The following is a 19,485-nucleotide window of genomic DNA, read 5'->3' on the forward strand; positions in this document are numbered from 1 at the left end:
CCGCCGGCACGCTATAGTCGCAGGCTTCTACTGCCCGGATGGAGGAACAACCGATGAGCCACGCACTGCTGAATGTCGCTTACCCGATCATTCAGGCGCCCATGGCGGGCACCGCCACGCCCAAGCTGGCCGCCGCGGTGAGCAATGCCGGTGGGCTGGGCTCGATCTCCATCGCCGCGGTGGACGCCGAGACCGGGCGGCAGATGATCCGCGACACCCGCGGCGCTACGCGCAAGCCATTCAACGTCAATGTCTTCTGCCACCAGCGCAGCACTGCGGATGCCGCGCTGGAACGGGCCTGGCTGGCGCATCTGCAGCCGTACTTCGCCGAGTTCGGGGTGCCGGCGCCCGCCGCCATCGGTGACATCTACAGCAGTTTCCACGATGACGACGCCCAGCTCGAGGTACTGCTCGAAGAGTGCCCGCCGATCGTCAGCTTTCACCTTGGCTTGCCGCCGCAAAGCCGTATCGACGCCCTGAAAAACGCCGGCATCACCCTGCTGGCCTCGGCCACCACCCTGGAAGAAGGGCGGTTGCTGGAACAGGCCGGTATCGACCTGATCGTCGCCCAGGGCATCGAAGCGGGCGGCCACCGTGGCGTGTTCGACCCGCTGCGCGGTGACCAGGGCATCGGCACCTTCGCCCTGGTGCGTCTGCTGGTCAGCCAGCTGTCGCGGCCGGTGATCGCCGCGGGCGGCATCATGGATGGTGCCGGCATCGCCGCCGCGCTGACGCTGGGCGCTTGCGCCGCGCAATTGGGAACGGCCTTCGTGCTCTGCCCGGAGTCGGCCGCCAACGCCGGCTACCGGGCCATGCTCGGTAGCGAGAGGGCGCGCGTCACCCAGGTCACCACGGTGATTTCCGGGCGTCCGGCGCGGGGCATACGCAACCGCTTCATGGCCGAGGTCGGCGCCGCGGGCCATCCGCCGGTACCGGGTTTCGGCATCGCCTACGATGCCGGCAAGCAACTGATCGCCGCAGCGGCCCAGGCCGGCAATCACGAATTCGCCGCCCACTGGGCCGGGCAGGGCGCGGCGCTGGCGCGTTCGCTGCCGGCCGCCGAACTGCTGGCGCTGCTGCATCGGGAATACCTGGCGGCAATGGCCTGAGAGGGACGGCCGGGCGTCAGTCCGCCGGGCGCAAGGCCCGGCTGGAAATGCTGATGCCATTGCCGTCCGGGTCCTTGGCGTTGGCGAAGGCGTAGCCCCGGGCCTGGTGCGTGGGGCCGAATTCCAGGCCCTGGGTCAGCGCCCGCGCCTTGAAGGCGTCCAGCTGTTCGACATCGAACACCAGCTTGACCCGTGCCTGATTGAGGCGCAGGGACTTGGCGGCACGCTGCACGAGCAGCACCAGCCCACCACGGGGATGGCGCAGTTCGACCAGGCCATCTTCCTCCTCCCCGGCGACGAAGCCGAAATGGCGACTGTAGAAGGTGCAGGTTCTGCTCACGTCGTTGGCGTACAGCATGACGCGGTTGATCGGTGCGCTCATCTACGGCTCTCTCGGCGGGTGTTCGCGCGGTAACGCGGCTAGCACAGGTGTTCCGGCTTGACCGGTTCGCCTGGCCGGGCGTGCAACTGCTGGCGGATGTCCTCGAACATCAGGTCGTACTGGCGATGGGCGTGCAGCGGATGCACGGCGGCAGTCGGCAGGCCATTGCGCACGGCGATGCGGGTGGCATTGCTGGCGAAGTTGAAGGCGGTGTCGCGGGGCAGTTCGAAGCTGTCCGCGAAGGCCTTGCCGTTGATTTCCCCGGACATGTCGAAATGCACGACCGTCTCGTGCTCGGCGTTCTGGCGCACCTCGTAGCACACGCTGATCTCGAAGCCGATCTCGCCGGGGAGCAGGGGCGTGTAGTGGATATGCAACTGACCGGGTTTGAACATGCTGGCAATTCTCCTGTGAAAGTTTGGGCTGTGCGGTTCAGCGATAACGTATGCCGGTCGCCGAGAGGCTGACCCGCGTTCCGCCATGGCCCGTGACGATCGCCTCGATATCGGCCAGGGCGCCGATCACCGCGTCCTTGGCGGTATGGCGGGCGAACTCGCAGGCGGCCTGTACCTTCGGGCCCATGGAGCCGGCGGCGAAGTCGAGCTGTTGCAGTGCATCGGGGTGGGCGCTGGCAATGGCCCGTTGCGTCGGTTGTTTCCAGTCGAGGTAGGCCGCGTCGACATCGGTGGCGATCACCAGCAGGTCGGCCTGGAGTTGTTCGGCCAGCAGGGCCGAGCACAGGTCCTTGTCGATCACCGCTTCCACGCCTTCGAGCCTGCCGTTTTCGGCGTAGCGCGTCGGGATGCCGCCGCCGCCGGCACAGATCACCACACTGCCCTGTTCCAGCAGCCACTGCACCGGGCGGATTTCGAAGATCCGCTTCGGCCGGGGGCTGGCCACCACACGGCGGAAGCCGTCACCGTCGGCGGCGATGCTCCAGCCTTTCTCGGCGGCCAGGCGTTCGGCCGCGGCCTTGTCGTACACCGGGCCGATGGGTTTGCTCGGGTGCTGGAACGCCGGGTCGTCGGCGTCCACTTCCACCTGGGTGAGCAGGGTGGCCAGCGGGGTCTCGAACGGCAGCAGGTTGCCCAGTTCCTGTTCGATCAGGTAGCCGATCATGCCTTCGGTCTGGGCGCCGAGCACGTCCAGCGGATAGGGGCTGACCGGGGTGTAGGCGGCGGCCTGCAGCGACAGCAGGCCGACCTGCGGGCCATTGCCATGGGCCACCACCAGTTCGTTGCCGGGCGCGATGCGGGCGATCTGCCGGCAGGCGAGCTGGATATTGGCGCGCTGGTTTTCCGCGCTCATGGGTTCGCCGCGGCGCAACAGGGCGTTGCCGCCCAGGGCGATGACGATGCGCATGGGAATCTCCTGGTTGGCTGAGAGGGTGTTTACAAATTACTGCGCTCGGCCATGCTGCGTTGAAATCAGCCTCAAAATGCTCATGTACAGCTCGTACACTGCGCTTTTTCTGCTGATTTCGCCTTGCCTGGCCATCGCTCGCTACTTTTCTAAACACCCTCTGAAGGGCCCTCGCGGTTGAAGCCGCTCCCACGGGGAGGCGACTTCATCAGTACCGCGCCGGACGGGATGGTTACAAGTCGGCCAGGGTCGAGACGAGGATCGCCTTGATGCTGTGCATGCGGTTTTCCGCCTGTTCGAAGGCGATGTTGCAGGGCGACTCGAACACCTCTTCGGTCACCTCGATGCCACCGGCCAGGTGCGGGTATTGCGCGGCGATCTGCTGGCCGACCTTGGTTTCGCAGTTGTGGAACGCCGGCAGGCAGTGCATGAATTTCGCCCGCGGGTTGCCGGTGGCTTTCATCAGTTCGCTGTTGACCTGGTAGGGCAGCAGCTGGGCGATACGTTCGCCCCAGGCCTCTACCGGCTCGCCCATGGACACCCAGACGTCGGTGTGCACGAAGTCCACGCCCCGCACCGCTTCCCTCGGCTCTTCGCTGAGGGTGATACGCGCGCCGCTCTGCTCGGCGAAGGCGTGGCAGGCGTCGAGATGCTCCTGGTGCGGCCAGAGGGCCTTGGGCGCGGCGATGCGCACGTCCATGCCGAGCTTGGCGCCGACCAGCAGCAGCGAGTTGCCCATGTTGTTGCGGGCATCGCCCAGGTAGGCGTAGCTGATGTCGTGCAGCGGCTTGTCGCTGTGCTCGAGCATGGTCAGCACGTCGGCGATCATCTGCGTAGGGTGGTACTCATCGGTCAGGCCGTTGAACACCGGCACGCCGGCGTATTTCGCCAGTTCCTCGACGATGTCCTGCCTGAAGCCGCGGTACTCGATGGCGTGGTACATGCGCCCGAGCACCCGGGCGGTGTCCTTCATGCTTTCCTTGTGGCCGATCTGCGAGGAGTTGGGGTCGATGTAGGTGACGTTGGCGCCCTGGTCGTAGGCGGCCACCTCGAAGGCGCAGCGGGTGCGGGTCGAGGTCTTCTCGAAGATCAGCGCGATGTTCTTGCCCTTGAGGTGCTGCTGTTCGGTGCCGGTGTACCTGGCCCGCTTCAGGTCGCGCGACAGGTCGAGCAGAAAGCGCAGTTCGCGCGGCGTGTGGTGCATCAGGCTGAGCAGGTGGCGGTTACGCATGTTGAACGACATGGGGTGTTCCTCGTGGCACGGCGGGGGGCTCGTCCCCGCTCGGTCTCAGTAATCGATGGCGTCGCGGATGATCGGGCAGGTCATGCAATGGCCGCCGCCACGTCCGCGGCCCAGTTCGCTGGCGCTGATGGTGATGACTTCGACACCGGCCTTGCGCAACTGGGTGTTGGTGTAGGTGTTGCGGTCGTAGCCGATCACCACGCCGGGCTCCAGGGCCACCACGTTGTTGCCGTCGTCCCATTGCTCGCGTTCGGCGGCGAAGGCGTTGCCGCCGGTTTCCACCACGCGCAGGGCCTTGAGGCCGAGCGCCGCGGCGACGCTGTCGACGAAGCTGGCTTCTTCGCGGCGCACGTCGATGCCGCCGGGCTTGCTCTCGTCGGGGCGCAGGGAGAAGGGCACGATGGCGTTGGCCACCTCGGGGAAGATGGTCACCAGGTCGCGGTCGCAGAAGCTGAACACCGTGTCCAGGTGCATCGCCGAGCGTGAGCGGGGCAGGCCGGCGACGATCACCCGTTCCACCGCCTGCTGCCTGAACAGGTTCTGCGCCAGTTGGCCGATGGCCTGGCGCGACGAGCGTTCGCCCATACCGATCAGCACCACGCCGTTGCCGATCGGCATGACATCGCCGCCTTCCAGGGTGGCGCTGCCGTGATCCACGTCCGGGTCGCCGTACCAGACCTTGAAGTCGGCCCCGGCGAACTGCGGATGGAACCTGTAGATGGCGCTGGCCAGCAGGGTTTCCTGGCGCCGCGCCGGCCAGTACATCGGGTTGAGCGTCACCCCGCCATGGATCCAGCAGGTGGTGTCGCGGGTGAACTGGGTGTTGGGCAGCGGTGGCAGGATGAAGCTGGAATGGCCGAGGAAATCGCGGAACATCTGGATCGTCTGACCGCCGAAGCTGTCCGGCAGGTCGTCGGCGGACACCCCGCCGATCAGGTACTCGGCGATATGCCTGGGCTCCAGGCTGCGCAGCCAGCTCTTGACCTCGTTGACCAGGCCCAGGCCGACCAGGTTCGCCGTCACCTTGCGTTCGAGAATCCACTCCAGGGCCTCGGGCATGGCGACCACATCGGTCAGCAGGTTGTGCATTTCCAGCACCTCGACGTCGCGCTCGCGCATCTTGGTGACGAAGTCGAAGTGGTCGCGTTTGGCCTGGGCGACCCAGAGCACGTCGTCGAACAGCAGTTCGTCGCAGTTGTTCGGCGTCAGGCGTTGATGTGCCAGACCCGGCGAACAGACCAGCACCTTGCGCAGCTTGCCGGCTTCGGAATGGACCCCGAGAGGGACAGTGGACATGGTGATTTCTCCTTCAGAGGCTCAGGAAACCGCTGTACAGACCATAGCCGGCGAACAGCGCGGCGATGACCACGGCGGTGAAGATCAGTTTTTCCAGGGTGGTGAACAGGGGTTGGCCGAGCTCACGCTTGGCCTTGGCGAAGAACAGCACGCCCGGGGCATAGAGCAGGGCGGAGAGCAGCACGTACTGGATGCCGCCGGCATACAGCAGCCAGACCGCATAGAGCAGGGCGATGGCGCCGATCGCCAGATCCTTGCGCCGTTCGCCGGCGGCGCCGGCATAGGTTTCGCCACGCACGGCGAGCAGCACGGCGTAGGCCGCCGACCACAGGTAGGGCACCAGGATCATCGAGGTGGCCAGGTAGATCAGCGACAGGTAGGTGCTTTCCGAGAACAGGGTGATGACCAGGAACAGCTGCACCAGGGCATTGGTCAGCCACAGCGCGTTGGCCGGTACGTGGTTGGCGTTCTCCTGGCGCAGGAAGGCCGGCATGGTGTGATCGCGGGCGGCGGCGAAGAGGATTTCCGCGCACAGCAGCACCCAGGACAGCAACGCGCCGAGCAGGGATACCACCAGGCCGAGGCTGATCAGCACCGCGCCCCAGTGGCCGACCACGTGCTCCAGCACCGCCGCCATGGACGGGTTCTGCAGCCTGGCCAGTTCCGGCTGGGTCAGGATACCCAGCGACAGCACGTTGACCAGGACCAGCAGAAGCAGCACGGTGACGAAGCCGATGAGGGTGGCCTTGCCGACGTCGCTGCGTTTCTCCGCGCGGGCGGAGAAGATGCTGGCGCCTTCGATGCCGATGAACACCCAGACGGTGACCAGCATCATGTTGCGCACCTGGTCCATGACGCTGCCCAGGTCCGGATTGCCCGTGCCCCAGATGTCGGCGGTGAAGATCTCCAGGCGGAAGGCGAACAGGCCGATGAGGATGAACAGCAGCAGCGGCACGATCTTCGCCACCGTGGTCACCAGGTTGATGAAGGCGGCCTCGCGGATGCCGCGCAGCACCAGGAAGTGCACGGCCCACAGCAACACCGAGGCGGCGGCGATGGCCACCGGGGTGTTGCCTTCGCCGAACACGGGTACGAAATAGCCGAGGGTGCTGAACAGCAGCACGAAGTAGCCGACGTTGCCCAGCCAGGCGCTGATCCAGTAGCCCCAGGCCGAGGAGAAGCCCATGTAGTCGCCGAAACCGGCCTTGGCGTAGGCGTACACCCCGCCATCGAGTTCGGGCTTGCGGTTGGCCAGGGTCTGGAACACGAACGCGAGGGTCAGCATGCCCACCGCGGTGATCGCCCAGCCGATGAGAATCGCCCCGGCGTCGGCGCTGGCAGCCATGTTCTGCGGCAGGGAGAAGATCCCGCCGCCGACCATCGAGCCCACGACGAGGGCCACCAGCGCACCGAGCCTGAGTTTTCTGGCGGATTCGGACATGAGGGTTTTGCTCCTACCAGGGAAGGGACGCTTCGATGGTAGGAGTGGTACAGGCGCTCACCCATGACCTGAGTCAGTGAATGACTCGATGGGGCGGCGTGCTGGACCGAGGGCGCGGGTAGCCCCGGACGCCCCGGCGGCCGGCGAGTCAGGCCGTGTGCAACTGGACTTCTTCGACGACGTCGGCGCGTTGCGGGGCCTCCACGCCGGTCAGCTCGCCGATCAGTTGCCATTGCTGATCCAGCTCCAGGCTGACGGCGCCGAGACGGGTGATCATCTTCGAGCCCGCGGCGCGTACGCCTGCATCGCTGCTACGCAACAGGTCGAAGGACAGGGCGGTCATGGCTGCCGCCATATGGGTGATGCTGCGTGAGGTGAGGGTGAGCAGTTCGGTCAGCTGTTGTTCTTTGGCCGTCATCGTGTGCCTCCTTGGCGGGATGAGTCAGGTGGAGCCCTGGCGCGGTCGCGACGGTCCGGGGGCAGGACAGTCTGTCGTAGACCTGACGATGGGCGGTGCGTCAGTGGCGAAGTAATATCACCGCCTCTCGCCAGGCTGGCAAGCCCCGGGTGCGACTCAATACGAATAATTTTCATATAAGCGTTTTAAATGCCACCCGCGCCGCGCTGTCGGCGCAACGGCCCTGACCGCCCGGTCACGGAGGTGGAGCGGGCGTGCCGATAAAAGTCGCCGCGCCCCGTGCGCCAACGACGCGGCAGCGTTTAAACTGCGCCTGGCCGACGCTTTGTGTCGCATTTTCGCAAGCGCCGGTTTTTCGCGGGATGGCGTTGTAAGAAGTTGTCGCATGCCGACAATGCCGCCCCCCGAGCAAACCCTACAATCTTTCGCATCGCCCGCTAGCCATGCAGGTGTTTCTCGTCAGGAGAGTTCCGATGTCCGTTCAGCACGACCCGGTGCAACGCGCCGATTTCGACCAGGTGATGGTGCCCAGCTACGCGCCCGCGGCGTTCGTGCCCGTGCGCGGTTCGGGCTCGCGCGTCTGGGATCAGAGCGGTCGCGAACTGATCGACTTCTCCGGCGGCATCGCCGTCAACGTGCTGGGCCATGTCCATCCGGCGCTGGTCAAGGCGCTCACCGAGCAGGCCAATACCCTGTGGCACGTCTCCAACGTGTTCACCAACGAGCCGGCCCTGCGCCTGGCCAGGAAGCTGATCGACGCCACCTTCGCCGAGCGCGTGTTCTTCTGCAACTCCGGCGCCGAGGCCAACGAGGCGGCGTTCAAGCTGGCCCGGCGGGTCGCCCATGAGCGGTTCGGGCCGCAGAAGCACGAGATCATCGCCGCCACCAACAGCTTCCACGGGCGCACCCTGTTCACCGTCAGCGTCGGTGGCCAGCCCAAGTATTCCGACGGTTTCGGGCCGAGGATCCAGGGCATCAGCCATGTGCCCTACAACGATCTCGAAGCGCTCAAGGCGGCGATCAGCGACACGACCTGCGCCGTGGTGCTGGAACCGATCCAGGGCGAGGGCGGTGTGTTGCCGGCCGATCCGGCCTACCTGCAGGGCGCACGCGAACTGTGCGACCAGCACAACGCCCTGCTGGTGTTCGACGAAGTGCAGAGCGGCATGGGCCGCAGCGGCCATCTGTTCGCCTACCAGCATTACGGGGTGGTCCCCGACGTGCTGTCCAGCGCCAAGAGCCTGGGCGGCGGTTTCCCGATCGCCGCCATGCTCACCACCGAGGCGCTGGCCAGCCACCTGGCGGTGGGCACCCACGGCACCACCTACGGCGGCAATCCCCTGGCTTGCGCCGTGGCCGAGGCGGTGGTCGACGTGGTCAATACCCCTGAAGTGCTGGACGGGGTGAAAGCCAAGCATGAGCGTTTCAAGGCGCGCCTGCAGCAGATCGGCGAGCGCTACGGCGTATTCTCCACGGTGCGTGGCATGGGCCTGCTGATCGGCGCCGTGCTGGCCGAGGCCTGGAAGGGCAAGGCGCGCGCCTTCTTCGATGCCGCCGCCGAGGAGAACCTGATGATCCTCCAGGCCGGCCCCGATGTGCTGCGCTTCGCCCCGAGCCTGGTGGTGGAGGATGCCGATATCGACGAGGGCCTGGCGCGCTTCGAACGTGCGGTGGCCAAGCTGGTCGTCGCCGCGTGAGGGCCGCGGGGTGGCGGCTGCGCTGCCGTCGCCCGGGTCTCCTGTACGGTCGGCCGCCGGGCCGGCCGGTGCCATCCACGAACGATGATTTTCGCTGCCCGGGCGACCTGCGCCCGGGCCTTGCTGAAGGAGTGACACCATGCTGGTGATGCGCCCCGCGCGAATGGCCGACCTCGCTGAAGTACAGCGCCTGGCCGCGGACAGCCCGGTTGGTGTGACGTCCCTGCCGGACAACGCCGACCGCTTGCGCGACAAGATCGCGGCGTCCGAGGCGTCGTTCGCCGCCGAAGTCAGCTTCAATGGCGAGGAACGCTATTTCTTCGTCCTCGAGGACACGGACAGCGCCCGCCTGGCCGGCTGTTCCGGCATCGTCGCCTCCGCCGGCTACTCCGAGCCCTTCTACAGCTTTCGCAACGAAACCTTCGTGCACAATTCGCGCGAGCTGAAGATCCACAACAAGATCCACGTGCTGTCGCTGTGCCACGATCTCACCGGCAACAGCCTGCTGACCAGTTTCTACGTCGAGCGGCCGCTGGTCGGCAGCGTCTGGTCCGAGCTCAATTCCCGCGGGCGCCTGCTGTTCGTCGCCAGCCACCCGGAGCGTTTCGCCGATGCCATGGTGGTGGAGATCGTCGGGCAGAGCGACGACGACGGCGAGTCGCCGTTCTGGGATGCCGTGGGGCGCAACTTCTTCGACATGAGCTACGCCGAGGCCGAGCGCCTGTGCGGCCTGAAGAGCCGCACCTTCCTCGCCGAGCTGATGCCGCATTACCCGATCTACGTGCCGCTGCTGCCGGATTCGGCCCAGGAGGCCATGGGCCTGGTGCATCCGCGGGCGCAGATCACCTTCGACATCCTCATGCGCGACGGTTTCGAAACCGACCACTACATCGACATCTTCGATGGCGGACCAACGCTGCACGCCCGCACCTCGGGCATCCGCTCCATCGCCCAGAGCGTGCTGGCGCCGGTGATGCTCGGCGAGCCGCCAGCGGGCGGCCGTCAGTACCTGGTCAGCAATGGCCAGTTGCAGGATTTCCGCGCCGTGGTGATCGCCCTCGACTGGACGCCGGGACAGCCCGTGATCCTCAGCCCGGAGGCCGCCGAGGCCCTGGGCGTCGGCGAAGGTGCCAGCGTGAGGTTGGTAACGGTTTGAATCGAAGCGGCAAGCTGCAAGCCACAAGCGGCAAGCCAGACTGCCTTCTAACTTGTAGCTTGCCGCTTGAAGCCAATAGCTGATCCGGAGGATCCAATGATCGTTCGTCCCGTACGCACCGCCGATCTGCCGGCGCTGATCGACCTGGCGCGCAGCACCGGGACCGGCCTTACCAGCCTGCCGGCCAACGAGGCGCGCCTGGCCTATCGCGTGGGCTGGGCGGAGAAAACCTTCCGCGGCGAAGCCGAGCGTGGCGATTGCGACTACATGTTCGTACTCGAGGACGACGACGGCCAGGTGCTGGGCATTTCCGCCATCGCCGGTGGCGTGGGGTTGCGCGAGCCCTGGTACAACTACCGGGTCGGCCTGACCGTCAGCGCGTCGCAGGAACTGAACATCCATCGCCAGGTGCCGACCCTGTTCCTGGCCAATGACCTGACCGGCAATTCCGAGCTCTGCTCGCTGTTCCTGCACGCCGATCAGCGCAGTGGTCTGCACGGCCGCCTGTTGTCCAAGGCGCGCCTGCTGTTCATCGCCGAGTTCCGCCAGCTGTTCGGCGACAAGATCATCGCCGAGATGCGCGGCGTCTCCGACGACCAGGGGCGGTCGCCGTTCTGGGAATGCCTGGGCCGGCACTTCTTCCGCATGGAGTTCTCCCAGGCCGACTACCTCACCGGTGTCGGCAACAAGGCCTTCATCGCCGAACTGATGCCCAAGTTCCCGTTGTACACCTGCTTTCTCTCCGAGGCGGCGCGCAGCGTGATCGGCCGCGTGCACCCCGACACCGAGCCGGCCCTGGCCATGCTCAAGGCCGAGGGCTTCACCTACCAGGGCTATGTCGACATCTTCGACGCCGGTCCCGCCATCGAGGCGGAGACGGCGAAGATCCGCGCCATCCGTGACAGCCAGTTGCTGGTGCTGGCCATCGGCACGCCGGGTGATGACGCCCCTGTCTACCTGGTGCACAACCGCAAGTGTGAGGATTGCCGGATCACCGCGGCGCCGGCGCGCATGGCCGCCGGTACCCTGGTGGTCGACCCGCTGACCGCCAGGCGCCTGCGTCTGAACGTCGGCGATCAGGTGCGCGCCGTGCCCCTGGCCACGCAAGCCTGAGCCGGCCATGCCGCCACAGAGCGGCAGCCGTTTGACGTGATGGCCCGCCGCCCATGGCGACGGCTAGCCGAACCCTGGAGTGATAGACGCATGAGCACGCATTACATCGCTGGTCACTGGCAGCTTGGCCAGGGCGACACCCTGGAGTCCTTCGACCCGATCAGCCAGCAGGTGCTGTGGCATGGCCGCGGGGCCACGGTCGAGCAGGTCGAGGCGGCGGTACGGGCCGCCCGCGCCGCGTTCGTGCCCTGGGCCAGCGCCCCCCAGGGCGAACGCAGTGCCGTGCTCGAGCGTTTCGCGGCCATCCTCGGCTCCCGCCGCGACGAATTCGCCCACGCCATCGGCGAGGAGACCGGCAAGCCGTTGTGGGAAGCCGCGACCGAAGTGACCAGCATGGTCAACAAGGTGGCCATCTCCCTGCAGAGCCAGGCCGAGCGTACGGGCGAGAAGAGCGGCCCGCTGGGCGACGCCAGTGCCGTCCTGCGCCACAAGCCCCATGGCGTGGTGGCGGTGTTCGGTCCTTACAACTTTCCCGGGCATCTGCCCAACGGGCATATCGTGCCGGCGCTGCTGGCCGGCAATGCCGTGGTGTTCAAGCCCAGCGAGCTGACGCCCAGGGTCGCCGAACTGACGGTCAAGTGCTGGGTCGAGGCCGGTCTGCCGGCCGGCGTGCTCAATCTGCTGCAGGGCGGGCGCGACACCGGCGTCGCCTTGGCCGCCAACCCGGGCCTCGACGGCCTGTTCTTCACCGGCTCCAGCCGTACCGGAAACCTGTTGCACAGCCAGTTCGGCGGCCGCCCGGAAACCATCCTGGCCCTGGAAATGGGCGGCAACAACCCGCTGATCGTCGATCAGGTCGCCGATATCGACGCCGCGGTGTACAGCATCATCCAGTCGGCGTTTCTCTCCGCCGGCCAGCGCTGCACCTGCGCGCGGCGCCTGCTGGTGCCGCAGGGCGAGTGGGGCGATGGCCTGCTGGCGCGGCTGCTGGGCGTGGCGGCGAGCCTCAAGGTCGGCGCCTTCGACGCCCAGCCGGCGCCCTTCATGGGCGCGGTGATTTCCCTGGATGCCGCCCAGCACCTGATCAAGGTCCAGCAGCGGTTGATCGACAAGGGCGCCCGGCCGCTGCTGGAAATGAGCCAGCCGCTCGAGGGGGCGGCGCTGCTGACGCCGGGCATCATCGATGTGACGGCGGTGCCGGAACGGGTGGACGAGGAGTTCTTCGGCCCCTTGCTGCAGGTGATTCGCTACGCCGGTTTCGATGCCGCCATCGACGAAGCCAACGCCACCCGTTTCGGCCTGGCCGCCGGCCTGCTGTCCGATTCCCCTGAGCGTTACCAGCAATTCTGGCTGCGCAGCCGCGCCGGCATCGTCAACTGGAACAAGCCGCTGACCGGCGCCGCCAGCAGCGCGCCCTTCGGCGGCATCGGCGCTTCGGGCAACCACCGGCCCAGCGCCTATTACGCCGCGGACTACTGCGCCTATCCGGTGGCCTCGCTGGAAAGCGAACGCCTGGCCTTGCCGGACAGCCTGGTGCCGGGAGTCAGCCTATGAGCCGTAGCGCCGAAGCGGCCTGTGAAATGAACGTCGACGGCCTGGTCGGGCCGACCCATAACTACGGCGGTCTGTCCTACGGCAACGTCGCCTCGCAGAGCAACGGCCAGGTCGCGTCCAACCCGCGCGAGGCGGCCAGGCAGGGCCTGGCGAAAATGAAGGCACTGATGGACATGGGCTTCCAGCAGGCCGTGCTGGCGCCCCAGGAACGGCCGGATGTCGCCGCGCTGCGCCGCTTCGGCTTCAGCGGCAGCGATGCCCAGGTCATCCAGCGCGCCGCGCGCGAAGCCATGCCGCTGCTGGTCGCCAGTTGCTCGGCCTCGAGCATGTGGACGGCCAATGCCGCCACCGTCAGCCCCAGCGCCGACACCGCCGATGGGCGGGTGCATTTCACCGCGGCCAACCTCAATTGCAAGTTCCACCGCTCGATCGAGCACCCGACCACCAGCCGTATCCTGGCGGCGATGTTCGCCGACCCGCGCCACTTCGCCCACCACGCGGCCCTGCCGGCGGTCAGCCAGTTCGGTGACGAGGGCGCGGCCAACCACACGCGGCTGTGCCGCGATTACGGCGAGCCGGGGGTGGAGTTCTTCGTCTTCGGCCGCAGTGCCTTCGACCCGCGCCTGCCGGCGCCCCAGCGTTACCCGGCGCGGCAGACCCTGGAGGCGTCCCAGGCCGTGGCGCGCCTGCACGGCTTGAGCGACGCCGGCGTGGTCTATGCCCAGCAGACTCCGGCGGTGGTCGACCAGGGCGTGTTCCACAATGACGTGATCGCCGTGGGCAATGCCGAGGTGCTGTTCCACCATCAGGATGCCTTCCTCGACAATGATCGGATCATGGCCGAGCTGGGCGATAAGCTGGCGCGCCGCGGCGCGCGTTTCCAGCCGGTCTGCGTGCCGCGCGAAGCGGTGAGCGTCGAGGATGCGGTGGGCTCCTACCTGTTCAACAGCCAGTTGTTGAGCCGGGCCGACGGGCGCATGTGGCTGGTGGTGCCGGAGGAGTGTCGCAACAACCCGCGGGTGTGGAACTACCTGCAGACGTTGATCGGCGGCGCCGGGCCGATTGCCGAGGTCAAGGTGTTCGACCTCAAGCAGAGCATGCAGAATGGCGGTGGCCCGGCCTGCCTGCGCCTGCGCGTGGCGCTCAAGGCCGAGGAGCTGGCGGCGGTCAACCCGGGGGTGCTGATGACACCGGCATTGTACGAACGCCTCAACCAGTGGGTCGACGCGCACTACCGCGATCGCCTGAGCGAAAGCGACCTGGCCGATCCGCAATTGCTGGTCGAATGCCGCACGGCACTGGATGAATTGACGCAGATCCTTAAACTGGGTGCCGTCTATCCCTTTCAACTGAACTGAACCGCATGCGCTGCGCAGTTCATGTGCTTATCCTGGAGTTCGATGTATGACCGACGCCCTGCAACTGATCCTCGAAGATGAAGACGGTACCCAGCTGGAAACCTCCTGCACCCGGTTCGCCGTGATCTGGCAAGGCAAGGAGGTGTGGATCCAGCAGGTCGGCAATGGCCAGTTGATGATCGGCGTGGACGTAGCCGAGGGCGATAGCGAATACGCCAACCTGCTGTTGCGCCCGCTGGCCACCAACCTGGTCAGCCTGGAGCTGGAAATGGAGCCGGCGGGTGAGGATGACGACGACCACGTGCACGGCCCGGACTGCAACCACCACTGAGGTATCGCCATGCTCGCCCTCGGCAAGTTGCTCGAACTGACCCTGGCCGGCCACGAGCCGTCGTCGAAGATCCAGCTGACGCCGGACGGCACGCGCCTGCGCTGGCTGGCCGAGGGCGCCCTGGAAGTGACGCCCGCGGTGGCGCGGGACACGGGCCTGGATCTGCTGCTCTCGGCGGGCATCCATGGCAACGAGACCGCCCCCATCGAACTGCTCGACCGCCTGCTGCGCAGCATTGCCCGCAACGAGCTGCAACCCCACGTGCGTCTGCTGTTCCTGTTCGGCAACCCGATGGCGATGCGCCGCGGCGAGCGTTTCGTCGAGCAGGACATCAATCGCCTGTTCAATGGCCGGCACGAGCTGAGCAGTGGCGGCGAGGCCATGCGCGCCTGCGAGCTGGAACACCTGGCGGCGACCTTCTTCGGCGATCCCGGGCGATCCCGTTTGCACTACGACCTGCACACCGCCATTCGCGCCTCGAAGATCGAGCAGTTCGCCCTCTATCCCTGGGCCGAAGGACGGCAGCAGTCGCGCCGCGAGTGCGCGCGGTTGAACGCGGCCGGCATCGAGGCGGTGTTGTTGCAGAACACGCCGTCGACCACCTTCAGCGCCTACAGCTATACGCAACTGGGGGCCGAAGCCTTTACCCTGGAACTGGGCAAGGCGCGGCCATTCGGGGAGAACCAGCCGGGCAGCCTGGAGCGCCTGGAGCAGCGCCTGTGCGCCATCATCGAAGGTTGCGAGCCGCAGGACGAGGCCGGGCTGGCTGGGCTGAAATTGTTCGCCGTGGCCCGCGAGGTCATCAAGCACAGCGATGCCTTCACCCTGCACCTGCCCGCCGATATCGAGAATTTCAGCGAACTGCCGCCCGGCTACCTGCTGGCCGAAGACCTGGCCAGCAGCCGCTGGGTGGTGGAAGAGCAGGGCGCACGCATCATTTTCCCCAACCCGCGGGTGCACAATGGCCAGCGTGCCGGCATTCTGATCGTGCCGGCCGAGGCCTCGCGCCTGGCTTGATGAGCGGCGACGCGGCACTGTCCTCCATTCCCGTTTTCTTCATTGGCCGCCAAGGAGTGCCCATGTCCACCATCGATTTGCGCAGCGACACCGTCACCCGGCCCAGCGCCGGCATGCGCGAGGCCATGTTCGCCGCCGAGCTGGGCGACGACGTGTATGGCGAAGACCCGACCGTCAACCGCTTGCAGCAGCGCCTGGCCGCGCAGCTGGGCTTCGCCGCCGCGCTGTTCGTGCCGACCGGCACCATGAGCAACCTGCTGGGGCTGATGGCCCATTGCGAACGGGGCGACGAGTACATCGTCGGCCAGCAGGCACATACCTACAAATACGAAGGTGGCGGCGCTGCGGTGCTCGGCTCCATCCAGCCGCAGCCGCTGGATATGGAGGAGGACGGTTCGCTGGATCTGGCGCGGGTCGCCGCGGCGATCAAGCAGGACGATTTCCACTTCGCCCGGACCCGCCTGCTGGCGCTGGAAAACACCATGCAGGGCAAGGTGCTGCCGCTGGCCTACCTGGCCGAGGCCCGCGCCTTCAGCCGAGACAGGGGCCTGGCCCTGCATCTCGACGGCGCCCGCCTGTTCAATGCCGCCGTCAGGCTGCAGGTCGAGGCCGGCGAGATCGCCCGGCATTTCGATTCGGTATCGGTGTGCCTGTCCAAGGGGCTGGGCGCGCCCGTCGGCTCGGTGCTGTGCGGCAGCGAGGCGTTCATCGGCAAGGCCCGGCGCCTGCGCAAGATGGTCGGCGGCGGCATGCGCCAGGCGGGCGTGCTCGCCGCGGCCGGGCTGTACGCCCTGGAGCACCAGGTCGAACGGCTGGTCGAGGACCATGCCAACGCCGATTGCCTGGCGGCGGGGCTGCGCGAGCTGGGCTACGAGGTCGAGCCGGTACAGACCAACATGGTCTACGTACGCATCGGCGAGCGCGCCGCGGCACTGAAGGTCTTCTGCGCCGAGCGCGGCATCGTGCTCAGCGCGGCGCCGCGCTTGCGCATGGTCACGCACCTGGATGTCTCGGCCGACGCCATCGGCCAGGTCATCGAGGCGTTCGCCGCCTTCCGGCGCTGAGCCGTGCCCGCCGGCAGGCGGCCAGCGCGAGCGACGATCATCGCCGGTGATGGCCGGCAGAAGGCCGATTCGCGCCCCGCGCCTGGCGCCGCCTCTTGCCGGGCGGCCGTCAAGCTTGCAGCATGGAGCCCTCAGCCGCCGAGCCGCTCGTTCGCCGGTGGGCAAATAATTGCCGGCACGCCCTAGCCGCCACTGACAAGCCCGATATAATGCGGCCCTTTGCCGGCTTCGCCGTGGCCGCCTTGTTTCCGTGGAAAATGCCAATGAAAAGCGCAGAAATCCGTGAAGCCTTCCTCAGCTTCTTCGAAGAGAAGGGACACACCCGTGTCGCCTCCAGCTCCCTGATCCCGAACAACGACCCGACGCTGTTGTTCACCAACGCCGGCATGAACCAGTTCAAGGACTGCTTCCTGGGCCTGGAAAAGCGTGCCTATACCCGTGCCGCCACCAGCCAGAAATGCGTGCGCGCTGGCGGCAAGCACAACGACCTGGAAAACGTCGGCTACACCGCGCGCCATCACACCTTTTTCGAGATGCTCGGCAACTTCAGCTTCGGCGACTACTTCAAGCGCGACGCCATCAACTACGCTTGGGAATTCCTCACCGGCGAGAAGTGGCTGAACCTGCCCAAGGACAAGCTCTGGGTCACGGTCTACGCCAGCGATGACGAAGCCTACGACATCTGGCACAAGGAAGTCGGCGTACCGGCCGAGCGCATGATCCGCATCGGCGACAACAAGGGCGCGCAATACGCCTCGGACAATTTCTGGACCATGGGCGATACCGGCCCCTGCGGCCCGTGCACCGAGATCTTCTTCGACCACGGCGAGCACATCTGGGGCGGCCCGCCCGGTTCGCCCGAGGAAGACGGTGACCGTTACATCGAGATCTGGAACAACGTGTTCATGCAGTTCAACCGCACCGCCGATGGCGTGCTGCACCCGCTGCCGGCGCCGAGCGTGGACACCGGCATGGGCCTGGAGCGCATCAGCGCCGTGCTGCAGCACGTCAACTCGAACTACGAGATCGACCTGTTCCAGAGCCTGCTCAGCGCCAGCGCCCGGGCCATCGGCTGCGCCAACGACGGCGACGCCTCGCTGAAGGTGGTGGCCGACCATATCCGCTCGTGCAGCTTCCTGATCGCCGACGGCATCACCCCGTCGAACGAAGGCCGTGGCTACGTGCTGCGCCGCATCGTGCGGCGCGCCTGCCGGCATGGCAACAAGCTGGGCGCCAAGGGCAGCTTCTTCTACAAGATCGTCGCGGCGCTGGCCAGCGAGATGGGCGACGCCTTCCCCGAACTGAGACAGCAGCAGGCGCATATCGAGCGCGTGCTGAAAACCGAAGAAGAGCAGTTCGCCAAGACCCTGGAGCAGGGCCTGAAGATCCTCGAGCAGGATCTGGCCGAGCTGAGCGGTACGCTGATCCCGGGCGCGGTGATCTTCAAGCTGTACGACACCTATGGTTTCCCGGTCGACCTCACCGGCGATATCGCCCGCGAACGCGGCCTGACCCTCGACGAGGAAGGCTTCGAACGCGAGATGGAGGCCCAGCGCGTGCGTGCCCGCTCGGCCAGCGCCTTCGGCATGGACTACAACAGCCTGGTCAAGGTCGACAGCGACACCCGTTTCCTCGGCTACGCTGCGACCGTGGCCAGTGGCGAGCTGCTGGCGCTGCTGCGCGACGGTCAGTCCGTCGCGACCCTGAACGAAGGCGAGGAGGGCGTGGTGGTGCTGGATCAGACGCCGTTCTATGCCGAGTCCGGTGGCCAGATCGGCGACTGCGGTTTCCTCGAAGGCCCCGGCGTGCGCTTCGAGGTACGCGATACCACCAAGGCCGGCGGCGCCTGGCTGCACCATGGCGTGGTGAGCAAGGGCAGCCTGAGCGTCGGCGCCTCGATCAACGCCGAGGTGGATGCCTCGGTGCGCCAGGCCACCGCGCTCAATCACTCGGCGACCCACCTGCTGCACGCGGCGCTGCGCCAGGTGCTCGGCGAGCACGTGCAGCAGAAGGGCTCGCTGGTGGACAGCCAGCGCCTGCGCTTCGACTTCAGCCACTTCGAGGCGATCAAGCCCGAGCAGTTGAAGGCGCTCGAGGACATCGTCAACCGCGAAGTGCGCAACAATACCCCGGTGCAGACCGAAGAGACCGACATCGAAACCGCCAAGGCCAAGGGCGCCATGGCGCTGTTCGGCGAGAAGTACGGCGACCGGGTGCGGGTGCTGACCATGGGCGATGGCTTCTCGGTCGAGCTGTGCGGTGGCATCCACGCCAAGCGCACCGGTGATATCGGCCTGTTCAAGATCGTCAGCGAAGGCGGTGTGGCGGCCGGCGTGCGGCGTATCGAGGCGGTTACCGGCGCGGCGGCGCTGGCCTACCTCAATGGTGCCGAAGAGCAACTGAAGGAAGCGGCGGCGCTGGTCAAGGGCAGCCGCGACAACCTGCTCGACAAGCTGTCGGCGGTGCTCGATCGCAACCGTCAGCTGGAAAAGGAGCTGGAGCAGCTCAAGGCCAGGGCCGCCAGTGCGGCAGGCAACGACCTGGCCGCCGCGGCCGTCGATATCAAGGGCGTCAAGGTGCTCAGCGCACGGCTCGATGGCCTGGATGGCAAGGGCCTGCTGGCGCTGGTCGATCAGCTCAAGAACAAGCTCGGCAGCGCGGTGATCCTGCTTGGCGGCGTGCAGGACGGGAAAGTCGTGCTGGTGGCCGGGGTGACCCAGGATCTGACCGGCGCACTCAAGGCCGGCGAGCTGATGAAGCAGGCGGCCGCGGCCGTCGGGGGCAAGGGCGGCGGGCGGCCGGACATGGCCCAGGGCGGTGGTGTCGATGCGGCCGCGCTGGACACGGCCCTGGCATTGATCGGGCCGTTCGTCGAGCAGGGGCTGTAAGGTCCCGCTACACAAGCTGGAGCAAGCGTGCGCCCATGCCCGGCGGACGCTTGGCA

17 protein-coding genes are annotated in these 19,485 nt (G+C 66.8%); 10 read left to right on the top strand and 7 right to left on the bottom strand.

The window, feature by feature from the left end; genetic code table 11:
• Window positions 1-53: 53 nt before the first annotated feature.
• A complete protein-coding gene (locus DNK34_RS06795; RefSeq protein WP_131173956.1) occupies window positions 54-1,109 on the top strand; it encodes an NAD(P)H-dependent flavin oxidoreductase in 1,056 nt (351 codons plus the stop codon).
• 16 nt (window positions 1,110-1,125) lie between these two features.
• On the opposite strand, the gene DNK34_RS06800 is transcribed toward DNK34_RS06795, so the two are convergent.
• The 7 genes from DNK34_RS06800 to DNK34_RS06830 form a co-directional block, all read right to left on the bottom strand.
• Complete coding sequence (locus DNK34_RS06800; RefSeq protein ID WP_131173957.1) at window positions 1,126-1,491, bottom strand: VOC family protein; 366 nt, start codon at window positions 1,489-1,491, stop codon at window positions 1,126-1,128.
• A 38-nt stretch (window positions 1,492-1,529) separates the two neighbouring features.
• A complete protein-coding gene (locus tag DNK34_RS06805; protein ID WP_131173958.1) occupies window positions 1,530-1,886 on the bottom strand; it encodes a DUF5064 family protein in 357 nt (118 codons plus the stop codon).
• 37 nt (window positions 1,887-1,923) lie between these two features.
• Window positions 1,924-2,853, bottom strand: a complete 930-nt coding sequence (arcC, locus tag DNK34_RS06810; RefSeq protein WP_131173959.1) for a carbamate kinase — start codon at window positions 2,851-2,853, stop codon at window positions 1,924-1,926.
• Between the two features lie 232 nt (window positions 2,854-3,085).
• The gene (locus DNK34_RS06815; RefSeq protein ID WP_131173960.1) at window positions 3,086-4,096 is read right to left on the bottom strand and encodes an ornithine carbamoyltransferase; all 1,011 of its coding nucleotides are present in this window, start codon (window positions 4,094-4,096) and stop codon (window positions 3,086-3,088) included.
• 45 nt (window positions 4,097-4,141) lie between these two features.
• The gene (arcA, locus tag DNK34_RS06820) at window positions 4,142-5,392 is read right to left on the bottom strand and encodes an arginine deiminase (RefSeq protein ID WP_131173961.1); all 1,251 of its coding nucleotides are present in this window, start codon (window positions 5,390-5,392) and stop codon (window positions 4,142-4,144) included.
• A gap of 13 nt (window positions 5,393-5,405) precedes the next feature.
• On the bottom strand, window positions 5,406-6,833 hold the full coding sequence (gene arcD / locus DNK34_RS06825) for an arginine-ornithine antiporter (RefSeq protein ID WP_131173962.1): 1,428 nt from the start codon (window positions 6,831-6,833) through the stop codon (window positions 5,406-5,408).
• A gap of 148 nt (window positions 6,834-6,981) precedes the next feature.
• Window positions 6,982-7,251: a hypothetical protein gene (locus DNK34_RS06830; protein WP_131173963.1), complete on the bottom strand. Its 270-nt coding sequence runs from the start codon at window positions 7,249-7,251 to the stop codon at window positions 6,982-6,984.
• Window positions 7,252-7,724: 473 nt separating this feature from the next.
• On the opposite strand from DNK34_RS06830, the gene DNK34_RS06835 reads away from it, so the two are divergent.
• The 9 genes from DNK34_RS06835 (at window position 7,725) to alaS (ending at window position 19,429) form a co-directional block, all read left to right on the top strand.
• Entirely contained in the window at window positions 7,725-8,948 is a 1,224-nt protein-coding gene (locus DNK34_RS06835; protein WP_131173964.1) for an aspartate aminotransferase family protein, read from the top strand.
• Window positions 8,949-9,087: 139 nt separating this feature from the next.
• The gene (aruF, locus tag DNK34_RS06840; protein ID WP_131173965.1) at window positions 9,088-10,104 is read left to right on the top strand and encodes an arginine/ornithine succinyltransferase subunit alpha; all 1,017 of its coding nucleotides are present in this window, start codon (window positions 9,088-9,090) and stop codon (window positions 10,102-10,104) included.
• Between the two features lie 96 nt (window positions 10,105-10,200).
• Entirely contained in the window at window positions 10,201-11,217 is a 1,017-nt protein-coding gene (astA, locus tag DNK34_RS06845; RefSeq protein WP_131173966.1) for an arginine N-succinyltransferase, read from the top strand.
• Between the two features lie 90 nt (window positions 11,218-11,307).
• Window positions 11,308-12,771, top strand: a complete 1,464-nt coding sequence (gene astD, locus DNK34_RS06850; protein WP_131173967.1) for a succinylglutamate-semialdehyde dehydrogenase — start codon at window positions 11,308-11,310, stop codon at window positions 12,769-12,771.
• Window positions 12,768-14,129, top strand: coding sequence for an N-succinylarginine dihydrolase (gene astB, locus DNK34_RS06855; protein WP_131173968.1), 1,362 nt, complete (start codon window positions 12,768-12,770; stop codon window positions 14,127-14,129). The genes astD and astB overlap by 4 nt, the downstream gene beginning before the upstream one ends.
• Window positions 14,130-14,175: 46 nt before the next feature.
• The gene (locus DNK34_RS06860) at window positions 14,176-14,460 is read left to right on the top strand and encodes a topoisomerase II (RefSeq protein ID WP_131173969.1); all 285 of its coding nucleotides are present in this window, start codon (window positions 14,176-14,178) and stop codon (window positions 14,458-14,460) included.
• A gap of 9 nt (window positions 14,461-14,469) precedes the next feature.
• Window positions 14,470-15,477, top strand: a complete 1,008-nt coding sequence (gene astE / locus DNK34_RS06865; RefSeq protein ID WP_131173970.1) for a succinylglutamate desuccinylase — start codon at window positions 14,470-14,472, stop codon at window positions 15,475-15,477.
• Between the two features lie 62 nt (window positions 15,478-15,539).
• On the top strand, window positions 15,540-16,541 hold the full coding sequence (gene ltaE, locus DNK34_RS06870; protein WP_131173971.1) for a low-specificity L-threonine aldolase: 1,002 nt from the start codon (window positions 15,540-15,542) through the stop codon (window positions 16,539-16,541).
• 263 nt (window positions 16,542-16,804) lie between these two features.
• Window positions 16,805-19,429: an alanine--tRNA ligase gene (gene alaS, locus DNK34_RS06875; protein WP_131173972.1), complete on the top strand. Its 2,625-nt coding sequence runs from the start codon at window positions 16,805-16,807 to the stop codon at window positions 19,427-19,429.
• Window positions 19,430-19,485 lie beyond the last annotated feature (56 nt).

It is taken from the genome of Phytopseudomonas dryadis, assembly GCF_004327355.1.
Lineage (GTDB): Bacteria > Pseudomonadota > Gammaproteobacteria > Pseudomonadales > Pseudomonadaceae > Aquipseudomonas > Aquipseudomonas dryadis.